This window comes from Flavobacterium sp. (assembly GCF_039932285.1).
Lineage (GTDB): Bacteria > Bacteroidota > Bacteroidia > Flavobacteriales > Flavobacteriaceae > Flavobacterium.
In genome coordinates this window covers 1-20,271 of sequence record NZ_JBDTQE010000024.1, presented here as the reverse complement: position 1 = coordinate 20,271, position 20,271 = coordinate 1, and the positions used below count along the sequence as shown (strand labels likewise).

21 protein-coding genes are annotated in these 20,271 nt (G+C 30.2%); 6 read left to right on the top strand and 15 right to left on the bottom strand.

Translation table 11 applies throughout. The features are described 5' to 3' along the window. Positions 1-168: 168 nt before the first annotated feature. From ABI549_RS06400 to recF, 9 genes are all read right to left on the bottom strand, one after another. On the bottom strand, positions 169-717 hold the full coding sequence (locus ABI549_RS06400; RefSeq protein WP_348075629.1) for a sigma-70 family RNA polymerase sigma factor: 549 nt from the start codon (positions 715-717) through the stop codon (positions 169-171). Next, the gene (locus ABI549_RS06395; RefSeq protein WP_348075628.1) at positions 708-1,820 is read right to left on the bottom strand and encodes a glycosyltransferase; all 1,113 of its coding nucleotides are present in this window, start codon (positions 1,818-1,820) and stop codon (positions 708-710) included. Before ABI549_RS06395 ends, ABI549_RS06400 begins: the two co-directional genes overlap by 10 nt. Before the next feature lie 80 nt (positions 1,821-1,900). Continuing rightward, on the bottom strand, positions 1,901-2,515 hold the full coding sequence (locus ABI549_RS06390) for an FMN-binding negative transcriptional regulator (RefSeq protein WP_348075627.1): 615 nt from the start codon (positions 2,513-2,515) through the stop codon (positions 1,901-1,903). 88 nt (positions 2,516-2,603) lie between these two features. Continuing rightward, the gene (murB, locus tag ABI549_RS06385; protein ID WP_348075626.1) at positions 2,604-3,617 is read right to left on the bottom strand and encodes a UDP-N-acetylmuramate dehydrogenase; all 1,014 of its coding nucleotides are present in this window, start codon (positions 3,615-3,617) and stop codon (positions 2,604-2,606) included. A gap of 39 nt (positions 3,618-3,656) precedes the next feature. Then, the gene (gene asnB, locus ABI549_RS06380; protein ID WP_348075625.1) at positions 3,657-5,504 is read right to left on the bottom strand and encodes an asparagine synthase (glutamine-hydrolyzing); all 1,848 of its coding nucleotides are present in this window, start codon (positions 5,502-5,504) and stop codon (positions 3,657-3,659) included. A 3-nt stretch (positions 5,505-5,507) separates the two neighbouring features. Next, positions 5,508-6,569, bottom strand: a complete 1,062-nt coding sequence (locus ABI549_RS06375; RefSeq protein WP_348075624.1) for a glycosyltransferase — start codon at positions 6,567-6,569, stop codon at positions 5,508-5,510. A gap of 9 nt (positions 6,570-6,578) precedes the next feature. Next, entirely contained in the window at positions 6,579-7,253 is a 675-nt protein-coding gene (locus ABI549_RS06370) for a DUF2461 domain-containing protein (protein WP_348075623.1), read from the bottom strand. 1 nt (position 7,254) lies between these two features. Next, the gene (locus ABI549_RS06365) at positions 7,255-7,947 is read right to left on the bottom strand and encodes a thioredoxin domain-containing protein (protein WP_348075622.1); all 693 of its coding nucleotides are present in this window, start codon (positions 7,945-7,947) and stop codon (positions 7,255-7,257) included. Positions 7,948-7,973: 26 nt separating this feature from the next. Continuing rightward, a complete protein-coding gene (gene recF, locus ABI549_RS06360) occupies positions 7,974-9,053 on the bottom strand; it encodes a DNA replication and repair protein RecF (protein ID WP_348075621.1) in 1,080 nt (359 codons plus the stop codon). Positions 9,054-9,194: 141 nt separating this feature from the next. Here recF and ABI549_RS06355 point away from each other — a divergent pair, with 141 nt between their 5' ends. Both ABI549_RS06355 and ribH read left to right on the top strand, forming a co-directional pair. Continuing rightward, positions 9,195-9,986: a hypothetical protein gene (locus ABI549_RS06355; protein ID WP_348075620.1), complete on the top strand. Its 792-nt coding sequence runs from the start codon at positions 9,195-9,197 to the stop codon at positions 9,984-9,986. A gap of 83 nt (positions 9,987-10,069) precedes the next feature. Next, entirely contained in the window at positions 10,070-10,648 is a 579-nt protein-coding gene (ribH, locus tag ABI549_RS06350; protein WP_348075619.1) for a 6,7-dimethyl-8-ribityllumazine synthase, read from the top strand. A gap of 154 nt (positions 10,649-10,802) precedes the next feature. On the opposite strand, the gene ABI549_RS06345 is transcribed toward ribH, so the two are convergent. Further along, positions 10,803-11,219: a DUF1456 family protein gene (locus ABI549_RS06345; protein ID WP_348075618.1), complete on the bottom strand. Its 417-nt coding sequence runs from the start codon at positions 11,217-11,219 to the stop codon at positions 10,803-10,805. Positions 11,220-11,351: 132 nt separating this feature from the next. Between ABI549_RS06345 and ABI549_RS06340 the strand changes: the two genes are divergently transcribed. The 4 genes from ABI549_RS06340 to ABI549_RS06325 are packed head-to-tail and all read left to right on the top strand — an operon-like array spanning position 11,352 to position 14,329. Next, positions 11,352-12,065, top strand: coding sequence for a class I SAM-dependent methyltransferase (locus tag ABI549_RS06340; RefSeq protein ID WP_348075617.1), 714 nt, complete (start codon positions 11,352-11,354; stop codon positions 12,063-12,065). 2 nt (positions 12,066-12,067) lie between these two features. Next, a complete protein-coding gene (locus ABI549_RS06335; RefSeq protein WP_348075616.1) occupies positions 12,068-12,469 on the top strand; it encodes an excinuclease ABC subunit B in 402 nt (133 codons plus the stop codon). A gap of 39 nt (positions 12,470-12,508) precedes the next feature. Next, entirely contained in the window at positions 12,509-13,480 is a 972-nt protein-coding gene (locus tag ABI549_RS06330) for a glycosyltransferase (protein ID WP_348075615.1), read from the top strand. 3 nt (positions 13,481-13,483) lie between these two features. Beyond that, positions 13,484-14,329 carry a glycosyltransferase gene (locus ABI549_RS06325; RefSeq protein ID WP_348075614.1) on the top strand — a complete coding sequence of 282 codons (846 nt, stop codon included), beginning with the start codon at positions 13,484-13,486 and terminating at the stop codon, positions 14,327-14,329. 146 nt (positions 14,330-14,475) lie between these two features. Here ABI549_RS06325 and ABI549_RS06320 read toward each other — a convergent pair whose 3' ends face one another. The 5 genes from ABI549_RS06320 to ABI549_RS06300 form a co-directional block, all read right to left on the bottom strand. Then, the gene (locus ABI549_RS06320; RefSeq protein WP_348075613.1) at positions 14,476-15,315 is read right to left on the bottom strand and encodes a hypothetical protein; all 840 of its coding nucleotides are present in this window, start codon (positions 15,313-15,315) and stop codon (positions 14,476-14,478) included. 22 nt (positions 15,316-15,337) lie between these two features. Next, the gene (gene kdsA / locus ABI549_RS06315) at positions 15,338-16,156 is read right to left on the bottom strand and encodes a 3-deoxy-8-phosphooctulonate synthase (protein WP_348075612.1); all 819 of its coding nucleotides are present in this window, start codon (positions 16,154-16,156) and stop codon (positions 15,338-15,340) included. Positions 16,157-16,317: 161 nt separating this feature from the next. Further along, positions 16,318-17,904, bottom strand: a complete 1,587-nt coding sequence (locus tag ABI549_RS06310) for an MDR family MFS transporter (protein WP_348075611.1) — start codon at positions 17,902-17,904, stop codon at positions 16,318-16,320. A 129-nt stretch (positions 17,905-18,033) separates the two neighbouring features. Beyond that, the gene (locus ABI549_RS06305) at positions 18,034-19,113 is read right to left on the bottom strand and encodes an HlyD family secretion protein (RefSeq protein WP_348075610.1); all 1,080 of its coding nucleotides are present in this window, start codon (positions 19,111-19,113) and stop codon (positions 18,034-18,036) included. Between the two features lie 13 nt (positions 19,114-19,126). After that, a partial coding sequence (locus tag ABI549_RS06300) for a TolC family protein (RefSeq protein WP_348075609.1) occupies positions 19,127-20,271 on the bottom strand: 1,145 nt, incomplete at its 5' end.

Genomic DNA, 20,271 nt, shown 5'->3' with positions numbered 1-20,271 from the left:
ATTTTCGATTTTATAATTAATAATCTTCTAGTGTTTTGATTTATTAATTGAAAAAATCGTGCCAAAATTTTGTTAAATACATTAAATACGTTAATTTTTATTTAAAATATTGATTTATCTTTAAATCATTAATTATAATTTAAAAGAAAGAGAGATTTGAGATGTAAATTATGCTTTTGTGATAATCTCAGCCAATAGTTTTTTTGCTCTAAGCAATTTAATTTTTACGTTATTCAGTGGTTCTTCTAAATCGTCGGCAATTTCTTGGTAACTCATTTCCTGAAAATAACGCATCTGAATCACTTCTTGGTAAGCTGGTTTTAATTCTTTGATGAATTGTAGTAATCGAGACAAATTTTGTTCGGTAATTAATTTGTCTTCTGCTGATGGGGAAGTATCGGCAACGGAATACGCAATATCATCTTCTTCGTCAGTAATATCTATAAAAAGAGATGATTTTTTTTTCCGAAGTAAATCGATATGTACATTTTTTGCAATAGCAATAAGCCAAGTATTAAACTGAAATTCTGGGTTGTAAGTGGCTATTTTATCAAATGCTTTAGAGAAAGTTTCTATCGTGATGTCTTCGGCATCGGCTTCGTTTTCAGTACGTTGTAGCATAAAACCGTATACTTCGTTCCAATAACTATCTAGCAGAAAAGTAAAAGCAACTTGATCGCCTAGTTTGGCTTTGTCTATATATTGTTTTATTTCCAAGTCACTGGTTTTGAGAATATATTTCTAACAAACACGTTTAATTGTGTGAATATAAGAATTATTTCAAGAACTGGAAACCAATACATAACATCTTTTTCTTTTAGTTTTCCTGCTGAATATCCTAAAGAAACCCATGCTGCTAAATATCTAAAGGTAATTACTGAAATTACAAGTATCCATTGAAATTGGAAACACAATAAAAAAATAGGTATAATAAAGAAGAATAACTGTGAAAAATAAAAAATTCCCAGTTGTGCCTTGTCAAAGGGTTTGTAATACTTTGCTGTCGAAATATGACGGCGTTTTTGCATAATCCAATCTTTAAAAGTTTCTTTTGCTTTCGAATAAGTAAAGCTTTCAGGATTGTATGCGGTAGCTATGTTTTGCTTGTTTGCCGCTTCATTTATAAATAAATCATCATCACCAGAACGTAATTTCATGTGGTTTATAAAGCCATTTACATTAAAGAATTCGTCTTTTTTATACGCTAAGTTTCTCCCTACGCCCATATATGGATTACCTAATTTTGCCCAAGCAAAATATTGTGTTGCTGTAAGTAAAGTTTCGAAACGAATTAATTTATTTAAAAATCCGGGCTCTTTTTCGTAGGCACCATAGCCTAAAACAATAGTTTTATGTAGTGTGAAATGAGATGTCATTTCGGTAATCCAGTTTTCAGAATTTGGGTAACAATCGGCGTCTGTAAAAAGTAAATAATCTTTTGTTGCAGATTTAATTCCAAGAGTTAATGCGAATTTTTTATTTCCCCAGAAAGCTTCGTTATTTGCTACTTTAACTAATTTGATATTAGTGTATTGTTTTTCAAACTGTTCGAAAGCTTCTAAAGTTTCGTCACTAGAAGCATCGTCTATAAGTATGATCTCGAAGTTTGAATAATTTTGATTTGCCAGAAGCGGAATAAAGTTTTTTACATTTTCTTCTTCATTTTTTGCACAAACAATTACCGAAACTGAAACGTGTTTAGATTTACTTTCATTAGTTTTTGCAAAAGAAAATTTACCAAAAATAAATAAATAGTAAATTACCTGAATGGCTACAATTCCTATAAAAATGTAAAATAAAATAAGTAAAAATTGTGTCATAAAAGAGTCAAAAAATATTTTGCAAAGGTACTAAAAGATTTTAGATTTCAGATTTTAGATTTCAGATTGTTTGTAAAAAATTATTTTTTATTTTTTGCCATTTCTTGCGCGATTTGACAAGCATTATAATCTTCGGTTTTTTCTAATTCAGAAATGATGTTTTGATGGTTTTTTTTGTCTCGATTTTGAGATATTTTTTTCACAGCTTCTATCGAAGTGATTTCGATTTGAAAAGCAACAATTCCTTGTGCTTGTCGCATCGTTTTTCCGGACAAATCTTCAATTCTTACTGGATTTTTAGAATTAGTTTCATATTTGTCAACTAGTTTTTTTAATGAAAGTATTGTTTCTTGATAATTTAAAACTTTTACTTTCCCATATACGTGAACAGCGATATAATTCCAAGTTGGAACATTTTCGTGATCGTACCAAGAAGGTGAAATATAGGAATGTGGACCTGAGAAAATAGCTAAAATTTGATTGTCGCTTTCAAAAGTTTTCCATTGCGGATTTTCTTTAGAAATATGTCCTTCTAGAAATTGTTTTCCGTTTTCGGTTACTTCAAGTTCTAATGGAATATGAGTTGCCAGAATGTTTCCTTCATTTTGATTTATTAAAATACCGAAACTATTTTTTTGAAGAAAATTTATTATTTCTTCTTGGTTTTTATTTTTGTAAATGTCTGGAATGTACATAAATTAATTACGAATTAAAAATTATGAATTACGACTCGAATGATAGTGAACAAGCAAATAATTACGAAAAGATAGCTAAAAAATTAGCTTAAATTACATTTACTTCGGCTTCTATAGGAATGCCAAACATTTCAAAAACTGTTTTTTGTATGTCTTTTGATACATTTAGAATTTCTTGCCCAGTTGCATTCCCATAATTGACTAAAACCAAGGCTTGATTTTTGTGAATTCCTGCATCGCCAAAACGTTTTCCTTTGAAACCAGCTTGCTCAATAAGCCAACCAGCTGGAACTTTTACTTCGGTTTCTGAAATTTCGTAAAACTTCATTTCTGGAAATTTTTTATGAATGGGTTCGAATTCTAATTTTGATACAATAGGATTTTTAAAAAAACTACCACTATTGCCTAATTCTTTTGGATCCGGTAATTTACTTTGGCGTATAGCAATTACAGCATTGGAAACATCTATTAAACTTGGATTTTCTATGCTTTTATTGGCTAATTGTGATTGAATGTCGCCATAAGAAATATTTATTTTGTGGTCTTTTTTTGTTAATTTAAAAACAACTGATGTAATAATAAATTGGTCTTTTGCTTCGTGTTTAAAAACACTCTCACGATAACCAAAATGACATTCACTATTTGTGAAAGTTCTCATTTCTTGAGTATTAATATTCATCGCTTCGCAGGAAACAAAAGTATCTTTTATTTCGGTTCCGTAAGCGCCAATGTTTTGTACGGGAGTTGTACCAACGTTTCCTGGAATGAGTGACATGTTTTCTAGTCCACCAAAATCTTGATTGATGGTCCAGAGTACAAATTCGTGCCAATTTTCGCCAGCTTGACTTTCTACCCAAACAAAATCGTTGTCTTCTTTAATTATTTTTTTACCCTTTAAATCAATATGGATAACCAATGCATCTATATCTTGTGTGAGTAACATATTACTTCCGCCACCTAATATGAATTTTTTTTCGATTGGATTTTCTCCTAAAATAGTTTTCAAATCGAAAAGAGAATGAACTGCTACAAATTGTTTTGCTTTTGCTTCGATGCCAAAAGTGTTGTGTTTTTTTAAAGAAAAATTAGGAATTATAGTCATCAAAAATCAATTTTATATGCAAAAATAGGATAAAGAATTTTAAAGAAACTTCTTAAAGTAATTTTTTTGCCAAATATGTAGCATAAATAAAGGTAAGATATAAGGTATTATTTCTTTGTTGCCTTTTTCTATTTGTTCGACAATTTTTTTACCATTGATGTTTTCTAAAAAAGGCATATTGAAAATTTCACTTTTGGCAAATTCTTGTAATTCAGATTTAAATTTCGAATTGGATAATAAATAATTTTCCCAAGGCGAACTAAGTCCTATTTTTCTGAAATTTAATATTTCTTTAGGGAGTTTATTTTCCATCGTCGATTTTAGAATATATTTTCCTTTTTTTCCAGAAAACAATAAATTGTTATTTATAGTTCCTAAACCAGCAATTAATCGTTGGTCTAAAAATGGCTCTCGACACTCTATAGATGCTCCCATTGTGCAACGATCATTTCGATCTAAAAGCGAACACATATAAGTATGTTGGTCAAAATATAACGCTTGTCTTTGCAGACTTTTAGGGTATAATTCTTTTGCATCTCTTAATATTTGATAACGATACTCATTAATTGGTTGTTCTTTTTCACCATAAAAATTATTAATGTCATTTGGATAAATACTTGTACTATTAAAAAGTATTAAATCTGAATTATTTTTAATTTTTGAATATCGTAATAACTTATTATATCTCGGGTTTTTATTGAAATATTCTAAATGATTTAGATAAGATATAGCTTTTAGTAGCGAAGGGCTTTTTAAAGCTTTATAACGAACATAGCCTCCCATTAACTCATCTGCACCCTCGCCAGATAACAAAACTTTTACTTTAGAATTTGCTAATTTAGATACGGCAAGCAGATGAGGTTCATTTAAATGCATTATCGGCTCGTCTTGAAAATAAGTTGATTCTAACAAATTATCAAAAAGAAGGTCTCCTTCTACTTTTATAGAATTAAATTGATAATTATATTCGTCGGTAATATTTTTTGCTAGATGAGATTCGTTATGTTGTTGTTCTGAAAAACCAATATTAAAGGTTTGAATATTCTTGTAATCCTGATGGTATAATGATGATAAAATAGAACAAGAATCTAATCCGCCACTAAGTAAAACTCCGACAGGAACATCGCTTACCATACGTAGTCTTACCGATTCGAAAAAGGTTTCTTCAAACCATTTTTTAGGGTTTATAATCGTATTGTGATTTTGAATTTCTTCTTTAAGATTCCACCATTTTGTGGTTTTTGTATTTCCATTTTCATGGATAGTCATATAATGTCCTGGTAAAATCTTGTTTACATGATTGTATAAAGTATCTTGTCCGGTCACAAATCGATTAAAGAAATATTCCTCTAGTCCATTTGCTGATATTTGTATTGGAATTCCTGCTGCAAAAAGCGCTTTTTGTTCGGAAGCAAAGTATAAACCATTATGATATAACGAATAATACAAAGGTTTTACGCCCATTCGATCTCTTACAAGAACGAGTTTTTTTTCTTCTTTATCCCAAATAGCAAAAGCAAACATTCCGTTTAGACGAGGTAACATATCTAAACCATATAGTTCGTATAGTTTGAGTAAAACTTCTGTGTCGGAACCTGATTTTAGTTTAATTCCTTTATTTTCTAATTCAGGATAAAAATCTTTATAATTGTATATTTCTCCATTAAAAACGAGAATATATCTTCCGTTTTCAGAATAAAATGGCTGATGTCCTGCTGATGAAGTATCTATGATAGATAATCGTCTGTGACCAAGACCAATATTTTTGTCGATAAAAAAACCAGCATCATCGGGTCCTCGATGTTCAAGAACATCTCGCATTTTTAACAGTTGATTTTCATCAACAGATTTATTGTTTAAATGTAGAATCCCGTTTATACCACACATATGTTAATTTATTTTTCTACTAATTAATTTATGGTATTCATCTGCTATTTTTTTCATATTAATAGAGTAACTCGCATTTTGTTCTATAAATTTTCTGTTTTCAAGAACTGCTTTTTGTCTAATCTCTGAATTTTGAAAAGCCCAAATAATTCCATCGGCTAATTTTTCGATATTCTCGGATTCAACTAAAATGCCATTTTCTTTTTGTTTAATCCAGCTTCTGTTTCCAGGCAAATCGGTTACAATAGGAAAACTTCCACATGCCATTGCTTCAAATAATGATGCGGATACACCTTCTGTTGTAGGCATGCTTATGTACAAGTTAGATAGTTGTAATAGTTTTGGCAAACAGTGATTGTTTATTATTCCTGTAAATGTCACTTTGTCTTCAATTTTTAATTCTTTGGAGAGTAATTTAAGTGATTTTTGCATGATTCCATCTCCAACAATTGTTAATTCGAATGGAATATTTTTTTTATTAAGAATAGTAAAAGCTCTTAATATAATGTCATGCTTGTATTCGGGAAGTAAAGAACGAGTTACAATAGCTTTAATAATTGATTCGTTGTTACTGTTTTGGTATTCGAAAAAATTTAGATTTATACCTTTTGGTAAAACCATCACTTTATCCATATCCACTTGGCTGTTTTGCATGTGTGTTGCCATAACTGGTCCCCAAGCGTGTATTAGATTTGCTTTTTTGAAAGCATAACTTTGAATAATCTTCTTAAAAGGATATAAAGGTGAATTTTCTGGCCATAAATCCGTTATTCCTTGTTGTGCTATCGCAATGGGTTTTATTCCTGAAAGTGCAGCAAGAAAACCGTAACTAGTTGTTCTTTCTGCAATAACCATATCGGGATTAAATTTTCTTGCAATACTTTTTATGGTTATAAATGATTTAGCAAGTTCTGCCAATCTTTTCAGTCTAGAAACACCAGTGCTTCGGGTTTGTAATTCCCAAGTTACGATTTCGAAATCGCCAAATTCCTTCAGACCATTCATCCAAGTAATGGCGTCTGCTCTATAAGTTTCTCCAAGAAAAAGAATTCTTTTTTTTTGCATTATACTATTTTATTCTTCGGTTTCTAAAGCTCGGTTTAAAAACTCGTTTAGTGGTTTTAGAGCAATTAATTTTTGTGCTATTTTTTTTGAAAAATCTGTCTCTAAAAATAATTTGTCATCTATTTTTTGTGAACAAGTATAACTTTTTAGTTTCAGAAATTCGATAGCAGGATGGTTTGGTTCGTAACCTTTAGGTGCTTTTTTTAATAGATTGCTTTCTTCACGAGTAATTGCTACAAATTCTTTTTTGAAAGTTGGATTATTCACAATTTTCTCTAAATCATCATAAAAAAAAGCAATTTCTTTTCGAATACTTTTAAGTTCATTTGCTTCAGGACACCAAACACCGCCAGCGATAAACGAACTTCCTTTTTCGAAATGAATATAATAACCGGGACTATTTTTTCTGTTTTTATTGGTGGTTAACCATAATGCAATATTCGTTTTGTAAGGTTGTTTGTCTTTAGAAAAACGGATGTCGCGATTGATACGGAAAGTACAATTTTTAATTTCTAATTGATCTAACGATTTGTCTAAAGGCTTCATTTCTTCTAACACCGATGCAATAAACTGATGATAGTCTTTTTTGTAATTTTCATACCTTTTTTTGTTGGTATGCATCCATTCTGTATTGTTATTGGCTTTTAGGTCGTCGATAAACTGAATTGCTTCTTGGGTAATCATTTTATAAATGTTTTTTTAAGTCTTCTTCAGTAATATAACCTATATTTCTCCATGTTTCTTTGCTATTTTCATAAAGAATAATTACTGGTAAACCATCTAATTTCAAAGCATCTACAAGAGTTTTATTTTTGTCAGCATCTAATCTTACTACATTTATTTTGCCTTTCATTTCTTCTTGCATTTTGATGATGTATGGTCCCATTTTTTTACAAGGCGCACACCATTCAGCATAAAAATTAACCATTACTTTTTTGTCAGATTTTAATAATTCATTAAACTCCTGATCACACATCCCTATGATTTTGTCACTTGGTTTGGCTTTACCACTAGCATTCCATTTCATAATACCACCATCAAGGTTGTATATGGTTGTAAAACCCAATTCGGCTAGTTTTTCTGCCGCTTGAATACTTCTTCCACCTACTTTGCAATATACAAAAACAGGTTTTGTTTTGTCGTAATTACTGGCTTTAACTACAAAATCGCTTCCGTTCCAGTTTACGTTTGTTGCATCTCCAATATGTTCGACAGCATATTCTTCGGGTGTTCTAACATCAAGTAATTGAGGTTTTTCAGTCGTTTGTAATTTTTCTGTAAAAGCTTTTACATCGATAGTTTGTACTGCTTTTGATGTTTGTCCTTTACAACTTGTAAAAAGCAAACCGATAAGCAGGATAGAAATTATTTTTTTCATTTTAAATTTTTTAGCTAATGTAACAATTAAAGATTAAATATTTTATAACTCTGATGGGTCATTTTCACAATATTTTCTGTTCGTTCAGAATGGGTGTCGGAAATAAACAACTGACCAAAATCATCATTATTTACCATAGCTACAATTTTTTCGACACGAGTTTCATCTAGTTTATCAAAAATATCATCAAAAAGTAAAATTGGTTTTTCGCCACTTTGTTTTTTTAGAAATTCAAATTGAGCTAGTTTTAAAGCAATCAAAAATGATTTTTGTTGTCCTTGTGAACCAAATTTCTTGATTGGATAATGCTCAATATTAAAAGATAAATCATCTTTGTGAATTCCAACACTTGTGTATTGTAAAGCCCTGTCTTTATTTATGTTTTCTTGTAAAAGCGATAATAAATCCTGATTTTCTAACTGACTTTCATATTCTAATTGCACTGTTTCGGCTGAATTAGAAATATTCTGATAAAACGAATTAAAAATTGGAATAAAATCATTTAAAAACTGTTTTCTTTTTTCGAAAATATTTTTCCCTAATTCATTCAATTGTTCGTTATAAATCTCTAAAGTTCCAGTTTCAAAAACACGATTTACTGCAAAATATTTAAGCAATGCATTGCGCTGGCTTAATACTTTTTGGTACAAAATTAATCCCTGTAAATATTGATTGTCTAATTGAGAAATCACACTATCAATGAATTTTCTTCTTGTTTCGCTTCCTTCTCGAATTAAATCTGCATCTGTTGGAGAAATAATTACCAACGGAATAAAACCCAAATGATCAGAAAATTTCTCGTATATCTTTCCGTTGCGTTTCAGGATTTTCTTTTGTCCTTTTTTTAAACTACAAAGAATATTTTCTGCTCTTTCTTGTTTTTCGAATTCGCCATCAATCACAAAAAAATCTTCCTCGTGTTTTATATTTTGAACAGCCAATGTGTTAAAATAGCTTTTCCCGAACGACAAATGATAAATTGCATCGAGGACATTTGTTTTTCCAACGCCGTTTTTTCCAACGAAACAATTTATTTTATGTTCGAACTCGAAACTAGCGTCGTTAAAATTTTTAAAATTAAATAAAGAGATTTTTTTTAGGTACATATTATAGGTAGGAATGTCCGTTTTAGACTATATATTGTGGGACATTTCAATTAGGTTTGCAAATTATTAAAAATAACCGTAAAACATCTTTTATTTATGAATAAAAATTTTATTTTTGCAACTCATTAAATTAAAATATAAATGGCAACTTATAATAAAAGAGGATATAAAGCTCCAAAAACTGAAGACGAAAAAGTAGATACTGACGTAAATGATATTGAAAACGCAATCAATGTTGATGAAAAAGACAGCGCAACTGCGGGTGTTTTTAATACATTAGACGAAACTGCTTCTAGAACAGAAGAATTTGTAGCAAAAAATCAAAATATCATTTTATCTATTGTAGGTGGTATTGCGTTGCTTACAGCAGGATATTTATTGTATAATAAATTTGTTTCTGGACCAAAAGAAAGTGAAGCAGCAAGCGATATGTTCCAAGCACAACAGTATTTTAAGAAAGCTGTAGAAGGAACTGCAAGTGATTCATTATATAATTTAGCACTGAATGGAGGAGACGGAAAACAAGGTTTTCTTGATATTATCAAATCTCACTCAGGGACTGACGCTGGAAACTTAGCAGAATATTATGCAGGAATGGCTTTGTTAAACACAAAGAAGTTTCAGGCTGCGATAGATCATTTAGCAAATTTTAAAACAGACGATGCTTTTACAAATGCTACAGCACTTGGAGCAACAGGAGATGCTTATTCTGAATTGAAAAAACCAGAACAAGCCTTAGAATTTTATGTAAAAGCTGCGGAAAGTAATAAAAATGATTTGACTACACCACGTTTTTTACTAAAAGCAGGGCAAACAGCTATGTCTTTAGGTAAAAAAGCAGATGCATTAAAATATTTTACAGACATTAAAGACAATTTTGAAGCAACTCCGGAAGCTCAAAATATAGATGCTTTAATCGGAATGGCACAATAAATTCAATTAAAAATTACGAATTAAAAATTAAAAGCATTTATGTTAATTTTTAATTCGTAATTTTAAAATTTTAATTGACAAAGATGGCTACAGCAAATAAAAATTTATCTAATTACGATAAAAATACAATCCCAAACGCGAAAGACTTTCGGTTTGGGATTGTTGTTTCAGAATGGAATGATCATATTACCGAAGGATTGTATTCTGGAGTAATTGAGGCGTTAACCGATTGTGGTGCTTTGCACAAAAATATTATCCGTTGGAATGTTCCAGGAAGTTTTGAGCTCGTTTACGGAGCAAAAAAAATGATTGAAACTCAAAAACCTGACGTTGTGATTACAATAGGTTGTGTGATAAAAGGGGAAACTATGCATTTTGAGTTTGTTTGCGAAGGAGTAACACAAGGTGTAAAAGATTTGAATGTTTTATCCGATGTTCCTACTATTTTTTGTTTATTAACAGATAATACAGAGCAACAATCGATAGATAGAAGTGGTGGAATACACGGTAACAAAGGTACTGAAGCTGCTATTGCTGCAATAAAAATGGCTTATTTGAGACAACAAGCTAATTTGGGACACCAGTTTCAGTTTCAAAGTGAAAAATTATTAAGCGCAAATCAGTTGCAAATAGAAGGTTTACCTTTGAAGATTGAAGAGTAAATAAAAAATCCCGAATTTGAATTCGGGATTTTTTATTATCATTAATTGATCTATTACTTTTTTGAGTATTTTATCGAACAAAATTTGATATATGATCTAGAATAGATAAAATGAAAGAAAATATTCCTTTTATTACTTCAAAAATAATTCTAGATTAGGCTTTTTTATTCTTACCATTATTGAACCTTACTTTCTCGACAACTTGAATTTTTGGTTCTAGTTTTTTATTATTTGAAGAGGTTTTTTTCTTAAAATCGGTTTTAGGTTTAAATTCAGCTTTAGGTTTATCTGAAGCTTTTTTAGGAATTTCGGCTCTGTGCTTTGCTAAAACTTCGTTAGGGTTTTTAGGATTTTCCTTGGTTCCACGCAAGTGTATAACCAAACCGTTAAGGAAATTACGTAAAATCTGATCACCACATTCTACATAATTTTCATGTTTCTCATCACGAAAAAAAGCACCAATTTCTGATTTTGAAATCCTAAAATCTACTAATTCTAAAATTTCTACTATTTGGTCATCACGTAACATTAGTGCTACACGTAATTTTTTGAAAATATCGTTATTTGTCATGTTCTTTTATTTATTTTTCAAAGGTAATTATTTATATTGGACTAAATTCAATTGTAAAGACAAGAAAATCATTATTTGGTTTTGTTTATATTTGCATTACTTTTATAAAAATAAAATAAAATAAGACCAAAAATGACACGAATAGAAGTTTTGAATGCCATAATTAAAAAGAAAAATGTTGTAAATTATTTAGAAATAGGTGTAAATAGAGGCAAGTGTCTTTTTAATATTGTAGGGCCTAAAAATAGGTTTGCTGTAGATCCTTTTTTTAATTTTAATTTATGGAAGAAAATAAAAGCAGGAATTAAAAATTCTGCTAATTTTAATAATCAATATTTTGAAGTTACAAGCGATGATTTTTTTGCTAACAATGAAGCACTTTTATCAGAAAATAAATTAGATTTAACCTTTATAGATGGTCTTCATACTTACAAACAATCATTACAAGACACTTTAAACACGTTGAAATTTCTTGACGAAAAAGGAATTATCATTTTGCATGATTGCAATCCTCTTGACGAATTAGCAGCCTATCCTGCTCATTCTATTGATGAGGCTCGTAAGGATTTACAAAATCATAAAGATTGGAAAAATATTTGGAATGGCGATGTATGGAAAACAATAGTTTATATTAGAAAAAACCATCCAGAATTATCTGCTTTTGTTTTAAATACAGATCACGGATTGGGATTTGTGTATAAAAAACAACAAGAGAAATTGCCAGAAGTTTTTAATTCTATTACTTCTATTGATGATTTAGACTACACTTTTTTTGACAAGTATAGAAACGAATTAATAGATTTGAAACCAGTATATTATTTTCAAGAATTTTTAGCAAGTATTTAATTATGAACTCTCATCAAGAAAAAATAAGCTTATTGTCTGAAATGATTGCTTTTGCAGTTATTGATGGAGAATTACATGATCGAGAATACGATTTTTTGCTTCTAATTTCTGAAGAATTAGAAATTGAAAAAGAAACCTTTTTAGACTTATTTGATAAAAGGAATGAGCATGTAATTATTAAAGATGAGTTTAATCGAATTATACATTTTTATCGATTGGCATTATTGATGCATTGTGATGGTGTTTTACATAAAAGAGAAAAAATAGCTATTCACGAAATGGGAATTACTATGGGATTAAATCCTTTTGCCATGAATAGAATTTTAAATCTTATGGAAGATTCTCCAAGTAAAATGCTTGCCCCAGAAAAAATAATCTGTGCTTTTCAGGAGCAACATAATTAGGTTTTCGGATATTATTAATAAAAAATTAAATTCCTAAAAGTGAAGATTTCAGTAGCATTGTGTACATATAACGGAGAGCAATTTATTAAGGAGCAAATAGATTCGATATTAAATCAAACCCTGTCTGTTCATGAAATAATAATTTGTGACGATAGATCTAGCGATAATACAATTGAAATATTAGAGCAATATTCTGTCCTAAACCCTGAAATTTTTAAAATATTTATAAATGAAACTAATCTGCGAAGTGTCAAGAATTTCGAAAAAGCAATAACTTTATGTACTGGGGATGTTATTTTTCTTTCCGATCAAGATGATATTTGGAGCCTAAATAAAGTAGAAGATTATATAAATTATTTTGATAAAAATTCTAAAATAGATGTTTTAGCATCTAATGGATATTGTATAAACGAAAAATCTGAAGTCGAAGAGAAATATGCTATTTGGGATGTTCCGCAATTTTTAAGTGAGAAGAAAGTCGTGTTTAAATATTATGAATTAATTACAGAAGTTGGAAATATAGCGACAGGAGCATCGATGGCATTTAGGAAAAAAATTCTTCCAGAAATCATTCCTTTTCCAATTGTTAAAGACTTTCATCATGACGAATGGATTGCAATAATTTCGTCTAATAAAGGCGCATTCGAACTTCTAAATGAAAAATATTTTTATTATAGGATTCATAATAATCAGCAAGTAGGAGGTGTTTTTTATAATAAAACAAAGAAAAATAAAATAATGCTAACCGAAGTTTTTAATATTAATGAAGAAAAGGCATCATTATCTAGTTTTAAAAAAAGACTAAAAAAACTATCAACAGCTTACTATAGAAATCAAAATATTATTAAAAATAATACAGCATACAATGATTTGTTTAAAGAAAATAAGATTCAAATCGAATTATTATTTAATAAAATAAATAAGCTTATGTCTAAAAAATATCCATTTTCAAGCTTAGTATTGAAGTTTACGGACAAAATATCTAATAAAAGACAATTAGAAAATAAATAAATAATGAAACTAAGCATTTGCATGATTACCTATAATCACGAAGATTATCTAAAACAAGCTATAGATGGTGTGCTTATGCAAAAAACTAATTTTGATTACGAATTAGTAATTGCTAATGATAATTCTCCTGACAATTCAGATTCAATAATACAAGAATATATAAACTCACATCCAGATGGCTATAAGATAAAATATTTACACAATAAAGTAAATATCGGAATGATGCCTAATTTTATTAATGCTTTTGAAAATTGTTCAGGTAAATATATTGCGCTTTGTGAAGGAGATGATTATTGGACGGATGAATTTAAATTACAAAAACAAGTAGATTTTTTAGAAAATAATTCAGATTATGTAATATGTTTTCATCAAGCAGGAATTAATGAAAACGGTATTGAAATAGAAGATACACTAACTGTTAATACGAAGCAAACTACCACGATTGATGATTTAGCAAAAGGAAATTTTATACATACTTGTACTGTGGTTTATAAAAACAATTTATTTGATAAGTTTCCAGATTATTTTTATGAGTCACCTATTGGAGATTATTTTTTACATATGTTAAATAGTTTATATGGTAAGATTTATTGCATCAATGAAAAAATGGCAGTATATCGAGTACATGATACTTCTTATTGGTCTTCTAAAAAACAAGAAGAACGAACTCTTATATGGATAAATTTTATAAAAAACATAAAAAATAATTTTCCTAAAAAAATTCAAAAAAAATTAGAATACCAGATTGTAAAATTAGAGTTAGATTCAGGAATTAGGCCTAAAAAAATAAGTATAACAAAAAAAATTAAACTAAAAATTAAAAATATTTTTACAAAGAAAAAACAATAAATTATTATTATTTTCCCAAAATTTATAGCTTTCGATACTATAGAAAGTATAGTTAATCTTTATATATATTCTAAGTAAGATGATTTTTATAACAAATAGAAGGCAGATGTTTTAGTTAAAACATCTGCCTTCTATTTGTTAATTTTTTAAATTCTAAAAATTCCACCAAGAGTAACAGTTCTTTCTAAGAACCAAAAATGTTGACTTGCTTTGTCTGCATTATCAAAAGTAGTTTTTATATCATTCATATTAATATAACCTCCTTTTAGTTCGGTTTGTATAAAGAAATACTTGAAAAAAGTAAAGTTTAAACCAGCTTTTGCCGAAAGACCATAACCAGAAATATGAAAATCATCATGGCGTTCTTTGCCTAATAATTTTGCGTTAGTTTTTGGATATAGAAGGCCAATACCAACACCTTCAGTAAAATTAACCTGAAATTTGTCAGTATTTGGTAAACCAATAATTTTAGAGATATCATCAACACGAGAAAACTCAGTATTTACATAATTTAAACCATCAGTATGTTCGTATGTCAAAAAATCTTCGGTTAGTAAAACTTGGTTGTTGGGTAACGTTTCTCCAAAAGTTCCTTGACCATTATAATATCCTGTATAATTTACCGCTTTGTCCTGAAACATTACATATTTCATGTGGTCTACACCAATCGAAATGTTGTATTTATCGGTAATAAAATAACCCAATCTAAAATTAGTTTGAGGAATTGTCATTCTTCCTGGATTTATATAATCTATATGCCAACCCTTAGGCTTGTCTTCTGCAGTAACGTCGTATAAAGTAAAATCATAATCGGCACCTGTAAAATGTATGTCTGATTTTGAATAATTATCTCTATTCCCTCCCCAAAAAATATAAAATTTACCTTTGTTGTGAGCAGTATATTTTTCTGGTGTAATATTATCAGTATTTTGAGAAAAACCAGTAAATGTTAGCAGTAGAAAAAGTATGTAAAGTATTTTTTTCATTATATTTTTAAATTTTAGTGTCTTAAAAATTATTTATTGTTTGTCTAATAGCAACTAATTTAGTCATTAATCCTTCAAAATAATCTAGATGAAGCATATTAGCTCCATCGCTTTTTGCATTTGCAGGATCAAAATGAGTTTCTATAAAAATCCCATCTACACCTACAGCTATTCCAGCTTTGGCAATCGTTTCAATCATGTCAGGACGACCACCAGTTACGCCAGCCACTTGATTGGGTTGTTGTAAAGAATGTGTTACATCTAAAACGGTTGTTGCCATAGTTTGCATGGTGGGAATACCACGGAAATCGACAATCATGTCTTGATATCCAAACATAGAACCTCTGTCTGTTACCATTACATTTTGGTTGTTGCAATCCAATACTTTCTGAACGGCGTGTTTCATACTTTCTGGACTCATAAATTGTCCTTTTTTCAAATTAACTGTTTTTCCAGTATTGGCAGCAGCGACAACTAAATCTGTTTGACGTACTAAAAATGCTGGGATTTGTAATACATCAACATATTCGGCAGCCATAACAGCATCTTCATTGGTATGAATGTCGGTTACTGTTGGAACTCCAAATTCTTTGGCCACTTTCTGAAGAATTTTTAAAGCTTTTTCGTCACCAATTCCAGAGAAGCTATCAATTCTAGAACGGTTTGCTTTTTTGAAAGAACCTTTAAATACATAAGGAATTTGTAATTTATCAGTAATTCCAACTAGTTTTTCTGCAATTCTCATTGCCATTTCCTCCCCTTCAATAGCGCATGGACCAGCTAGTATAAAGAAATTTCCACTATCTAAGTGTTTTATATTGGGGATATTTTTTAAATTCATATGTAGATAATATTTGATTTTATTTGAATATGGTATATTTATGAGGAAATCTTCATTTGTGTTGGTGTTTTAATCATCATAAATATTTCATGTGTTGTAAATTTTTTGCAAATATACCAATTATTTCAATCGGTTAATTCGAGTTTAACTTTTCTATTTTATTAGTGCATTGCATCGGCAGGATTAATTTTATTTTTTCCTTTTTTTATGAGAAAAATAATAGGAATGCAACATAGAAACATGATTCCAAGATATAAGAAAATATCCATATAAGACATTACCGTACTTTGTTTCATAACAGTAAAATCGATTACTTGGTAAGCTTTGTTTAATGCTTCATTTGTACTAAATCCTTTCGACATAAATCCTTTTTGCAAAATTTGAATTCTTTGTTGTACTTCTAATCTACTTCCGTCAAGATGTGCAATCAAATCTACTCTGTGTTTCTGACTAAATCGGGTAATAAATGTAGTAATAATTGCAATACCAAATGAACCTCCTAGTTGTCTCATCATTCCTGTAAATGCTGCTCCTTCTCCAATATTTTTCCCTTTTAATGTAGATAATGATAATGTCGTAATAGGGACAAACAATAATCCCAAACCTATACCTCTCAATATTAATGGCCAGAAAAAATGTTCTACGCCTGTATCAGGTGTCATTACGTTATGCATCCAAAAAGTAAAGAAAAAGAACACTAAAAATCCAACACCAATCATATAGCCTTGCGGAACTCCTTTTTGAATCATTCTTCCTACAAATGGCATTAAAATCGCTGTTGTAATTGAACCAGGAATTAATAACAATCCTGCATCAGTGGCTGTCCAACCTAATATTGATTGGGTATAAATAGGAATGACTAGTGTAGATCCGTATAATCCAAAGCCGAGTATAAATCCCAGAAGAATCCCAATTCGTAAATTTCCGTCTTTTAAAACACTTAAGTTTACAATAGGATGCTTGTAAGTGAGTTCTCTCCATATAAAAGCGAGTAAACCAGTTATTGAAACGACAGATAAAGTTACAATAGTTGAATTACTAAACCAATCGTCTTGTTGCCCGTGTTCTAAAACAAACTGTAAAGAACCAATAAACGCTGCTAAGAAAAGAATTCCCCACCAATCGACTTGATTTGCTTTCAATTTTTCGCCGTATTTTGGACTTCTCACAAAAGTTAATGTCAAGAATGTAGCAATTATACCTAATGGAATATTGATATAAAATATATAAGGCCAAGAAAAATGATCGACTAAATAACCACCTAATGGCGGACCCAAAGTTGGACCTACAATAACACCCATTCCGTAAATGGCTTGTGCCATTCCACGTTTTGCCATAGGGTAACTTTCTGTAATAATGGTTTGAGCAGTTACTAATAGCGCACCACCACCCAATCCTTGGATAAATCTAAAGGCAACTAATTCCCATATATTGGAAGCATTTCCGCAAAGAAAAGAGGCTACGGTGAAAATAATGATGGATACGGCAAAATAATTTCGTCTCCCAAATTGCTGTGACAACCAACTGGTCATTGGGATTACAATTACATTCGCAATAGCATAAGCTGTGATTACCCAAGCTACATCTGTAAGTGTTGCGCCTAAACTTCCACGCATATTGGTTAGTGCTACGTTTACGATAGTTGTATCTACTATTTCTAGTAACGCACAAAGTACTGCTGTAATGGTAATAATAATTCTTCGAAAACCGTATTCTACTAAATCGTCTGCTACTACTGCTGTTGCCATAATTGATAATTAGCAATTAATAATTTGTTTTGAACGGAATGCCATAGCCCTGACAGAAGTGGAAATCCTTTTTGAGGTTTTTCCCGAAAAAAGATTGCAACAAATGGCAGGAAAAAGCTCCTAATAAAATTATTTAATATGTACATCTACATCTACATTCATTCCTGGACGCAATAATTTTATTTTTGATGTATCATTAGTCACGTTAAGGCTAATTTTTACTGGCAAGCGTTGAATTGTTTTCACAAAGTTTCCTGTAGCATTATCTGGAGGTAAAATAGAGAAACGAGCACCAGTTGCAGGAGAAAATGAAGCAATAGTCCCTTCAAATTCAGTATCTGGGAAAGCATCTGCTTTGATCGTTACTTTTTGACCTTCGACCATTTTATCTAGTTGAGTTTCTTTGAAATTAGCAATAATCCAAACATCTTGATTATTGATGACATAAAATAAAGATTGTCCTGGTTGAATGAATTGTCCAGGTTGCACAGCAATTTTTGATACTTGTCCGTCAATGGCTGCGGTTACAACTGTATAATTCAAATTTAATTTTGCAGCATCTAAAACTGCTTGTGCACGTTTAATGTTGGCCGCAGCTACTTCCGCTTGTTTTGATGAAACATTAGATCTGGATGAAGCTACTGTTTTTTGATAAGAAGTCGCTTTTTGTTGTTCTTGTAAAATATTTAATTGACTTTGGGCTTCTAATTTTGCAGCTTCCGCTTGTTCAAATTGTTGTTTGGTAATTGAATGATTTTTATACAAATTGTTGTAACGCTCATAATCATTCGAAGCTCTATTTAATCTGATTTTTGCAGTTTCAATACTTCCGCTAGCTGATTGAATATTTGCGTCAGAAACAGAAACATTTGCCTGCGCTGTTCCGACATCTGCTCTTGAAACTGCATAACCTTCTTCAGCACCAATTAATGCTGCTTTAGCTTCTTCTACTTTTATAATATAATCTCTATTATCAATGGTAAATAAAGTGTCTCCTTTTTTTACCATTTGGTTGTCTTTTACATACACTTTTGTAATATATCCGGTAACTCTTGGAATTATTGGATTCATATTTTTCTCTACTTGAGCGTCATCTGTGGTTTCGTGAGCTAATGAATGAACATATTTGTAAACTCCGTAAGTTCCGCCTAAAAGTATTAAAACTGAGAAAATAAGTATAAATTTTTTATTTGTTTTTTTCTTTTCCATTATGATGAAATATTTAGTTTTTAGATAAGTTGAATGAATTGATTAGTTTTCCAGAAGCAAATTGCAATTGGTAATATTTTAAAGCTATATCTGCTTGAGATAATGCCAGATTTATTTTAGTTTGAAGTTGTTGAACATCGGCTTCTAACAAATCATTAGTTGTAGATAAACTATTGTCGTATTTATCTTTTATAATTCTATAGTTTTCGGTTGCTTGTTCAACAGCTTGGGTGTAAACCAAATTTTGTTTTAAAGAAAGGGCATAGTTTTCTTGAGCTTCGTGTGTTTCTTCTTTTATTTTATTGGTTAAAATGGTAACCGCTGTTTTGGTTTGCTCTGATTTGCTTTTGGCTAGCTTAACTTCTTTTCCATTTTTGAAAATAGAAGCTAAATCATAACTCAATCCAACGCCAACATTCATTGCATTCGTTACAGTTATAACATCTTTAAGGTCGAAAGCAATATAACCACCAACTAAGGCTAATGAAGGGTAATAACCACTTTTTGCTACTTTTATTCCAGCTTCAGAAGCTTTTTCTTGGTAACTTAAGGCTTCTAAATCATTTCGCTGTCCGCTTGTTTCTAACGTTTTATTTTTTTGCATATCGTTTTTGATGGTTTCAATATCAATATCGATTTGGGTATTTTCAGGCAATTGTAAAAGTGTTACCAATTGGTAATTAATTACACTAACATTTTTATTAGCCGTGTCTAATGAAAGTTGTACGTTTGATTCCTGCAATTGTGCTTTCAATAAATCATTTCGTGCCATCAAACCGTTATCGACCATTGCCGAAAAATCTTTGGTACGTTGTTGCGCACTTTTCAAGTTGTCTTCAATTAGTGTTGCTGTTTGTTGTGATTGAAATAATTTAGCAAATAATTCCACCACATAAATACCTAATTGTTCTTTTGTATTTGCAGCATTTGCTGTTTCAGCTTTGTACAAATTTTCTGAAGCAGAAATGCTGTTTTTTAATTTAAATCCATTAAAAATGGGCATAGAAACATTGGCTTGACCTAAAAAAAGTTGGCTTACTTTTATTGGAGCCGATGAACTTTCGCTAGAAGAACCACCCAATTTAATTTTCGAATCTACAGTTGCATTTGTTAGTTGTAAAAATTGCCCTGAAATCTTCAAACTTGGATACTGATTGT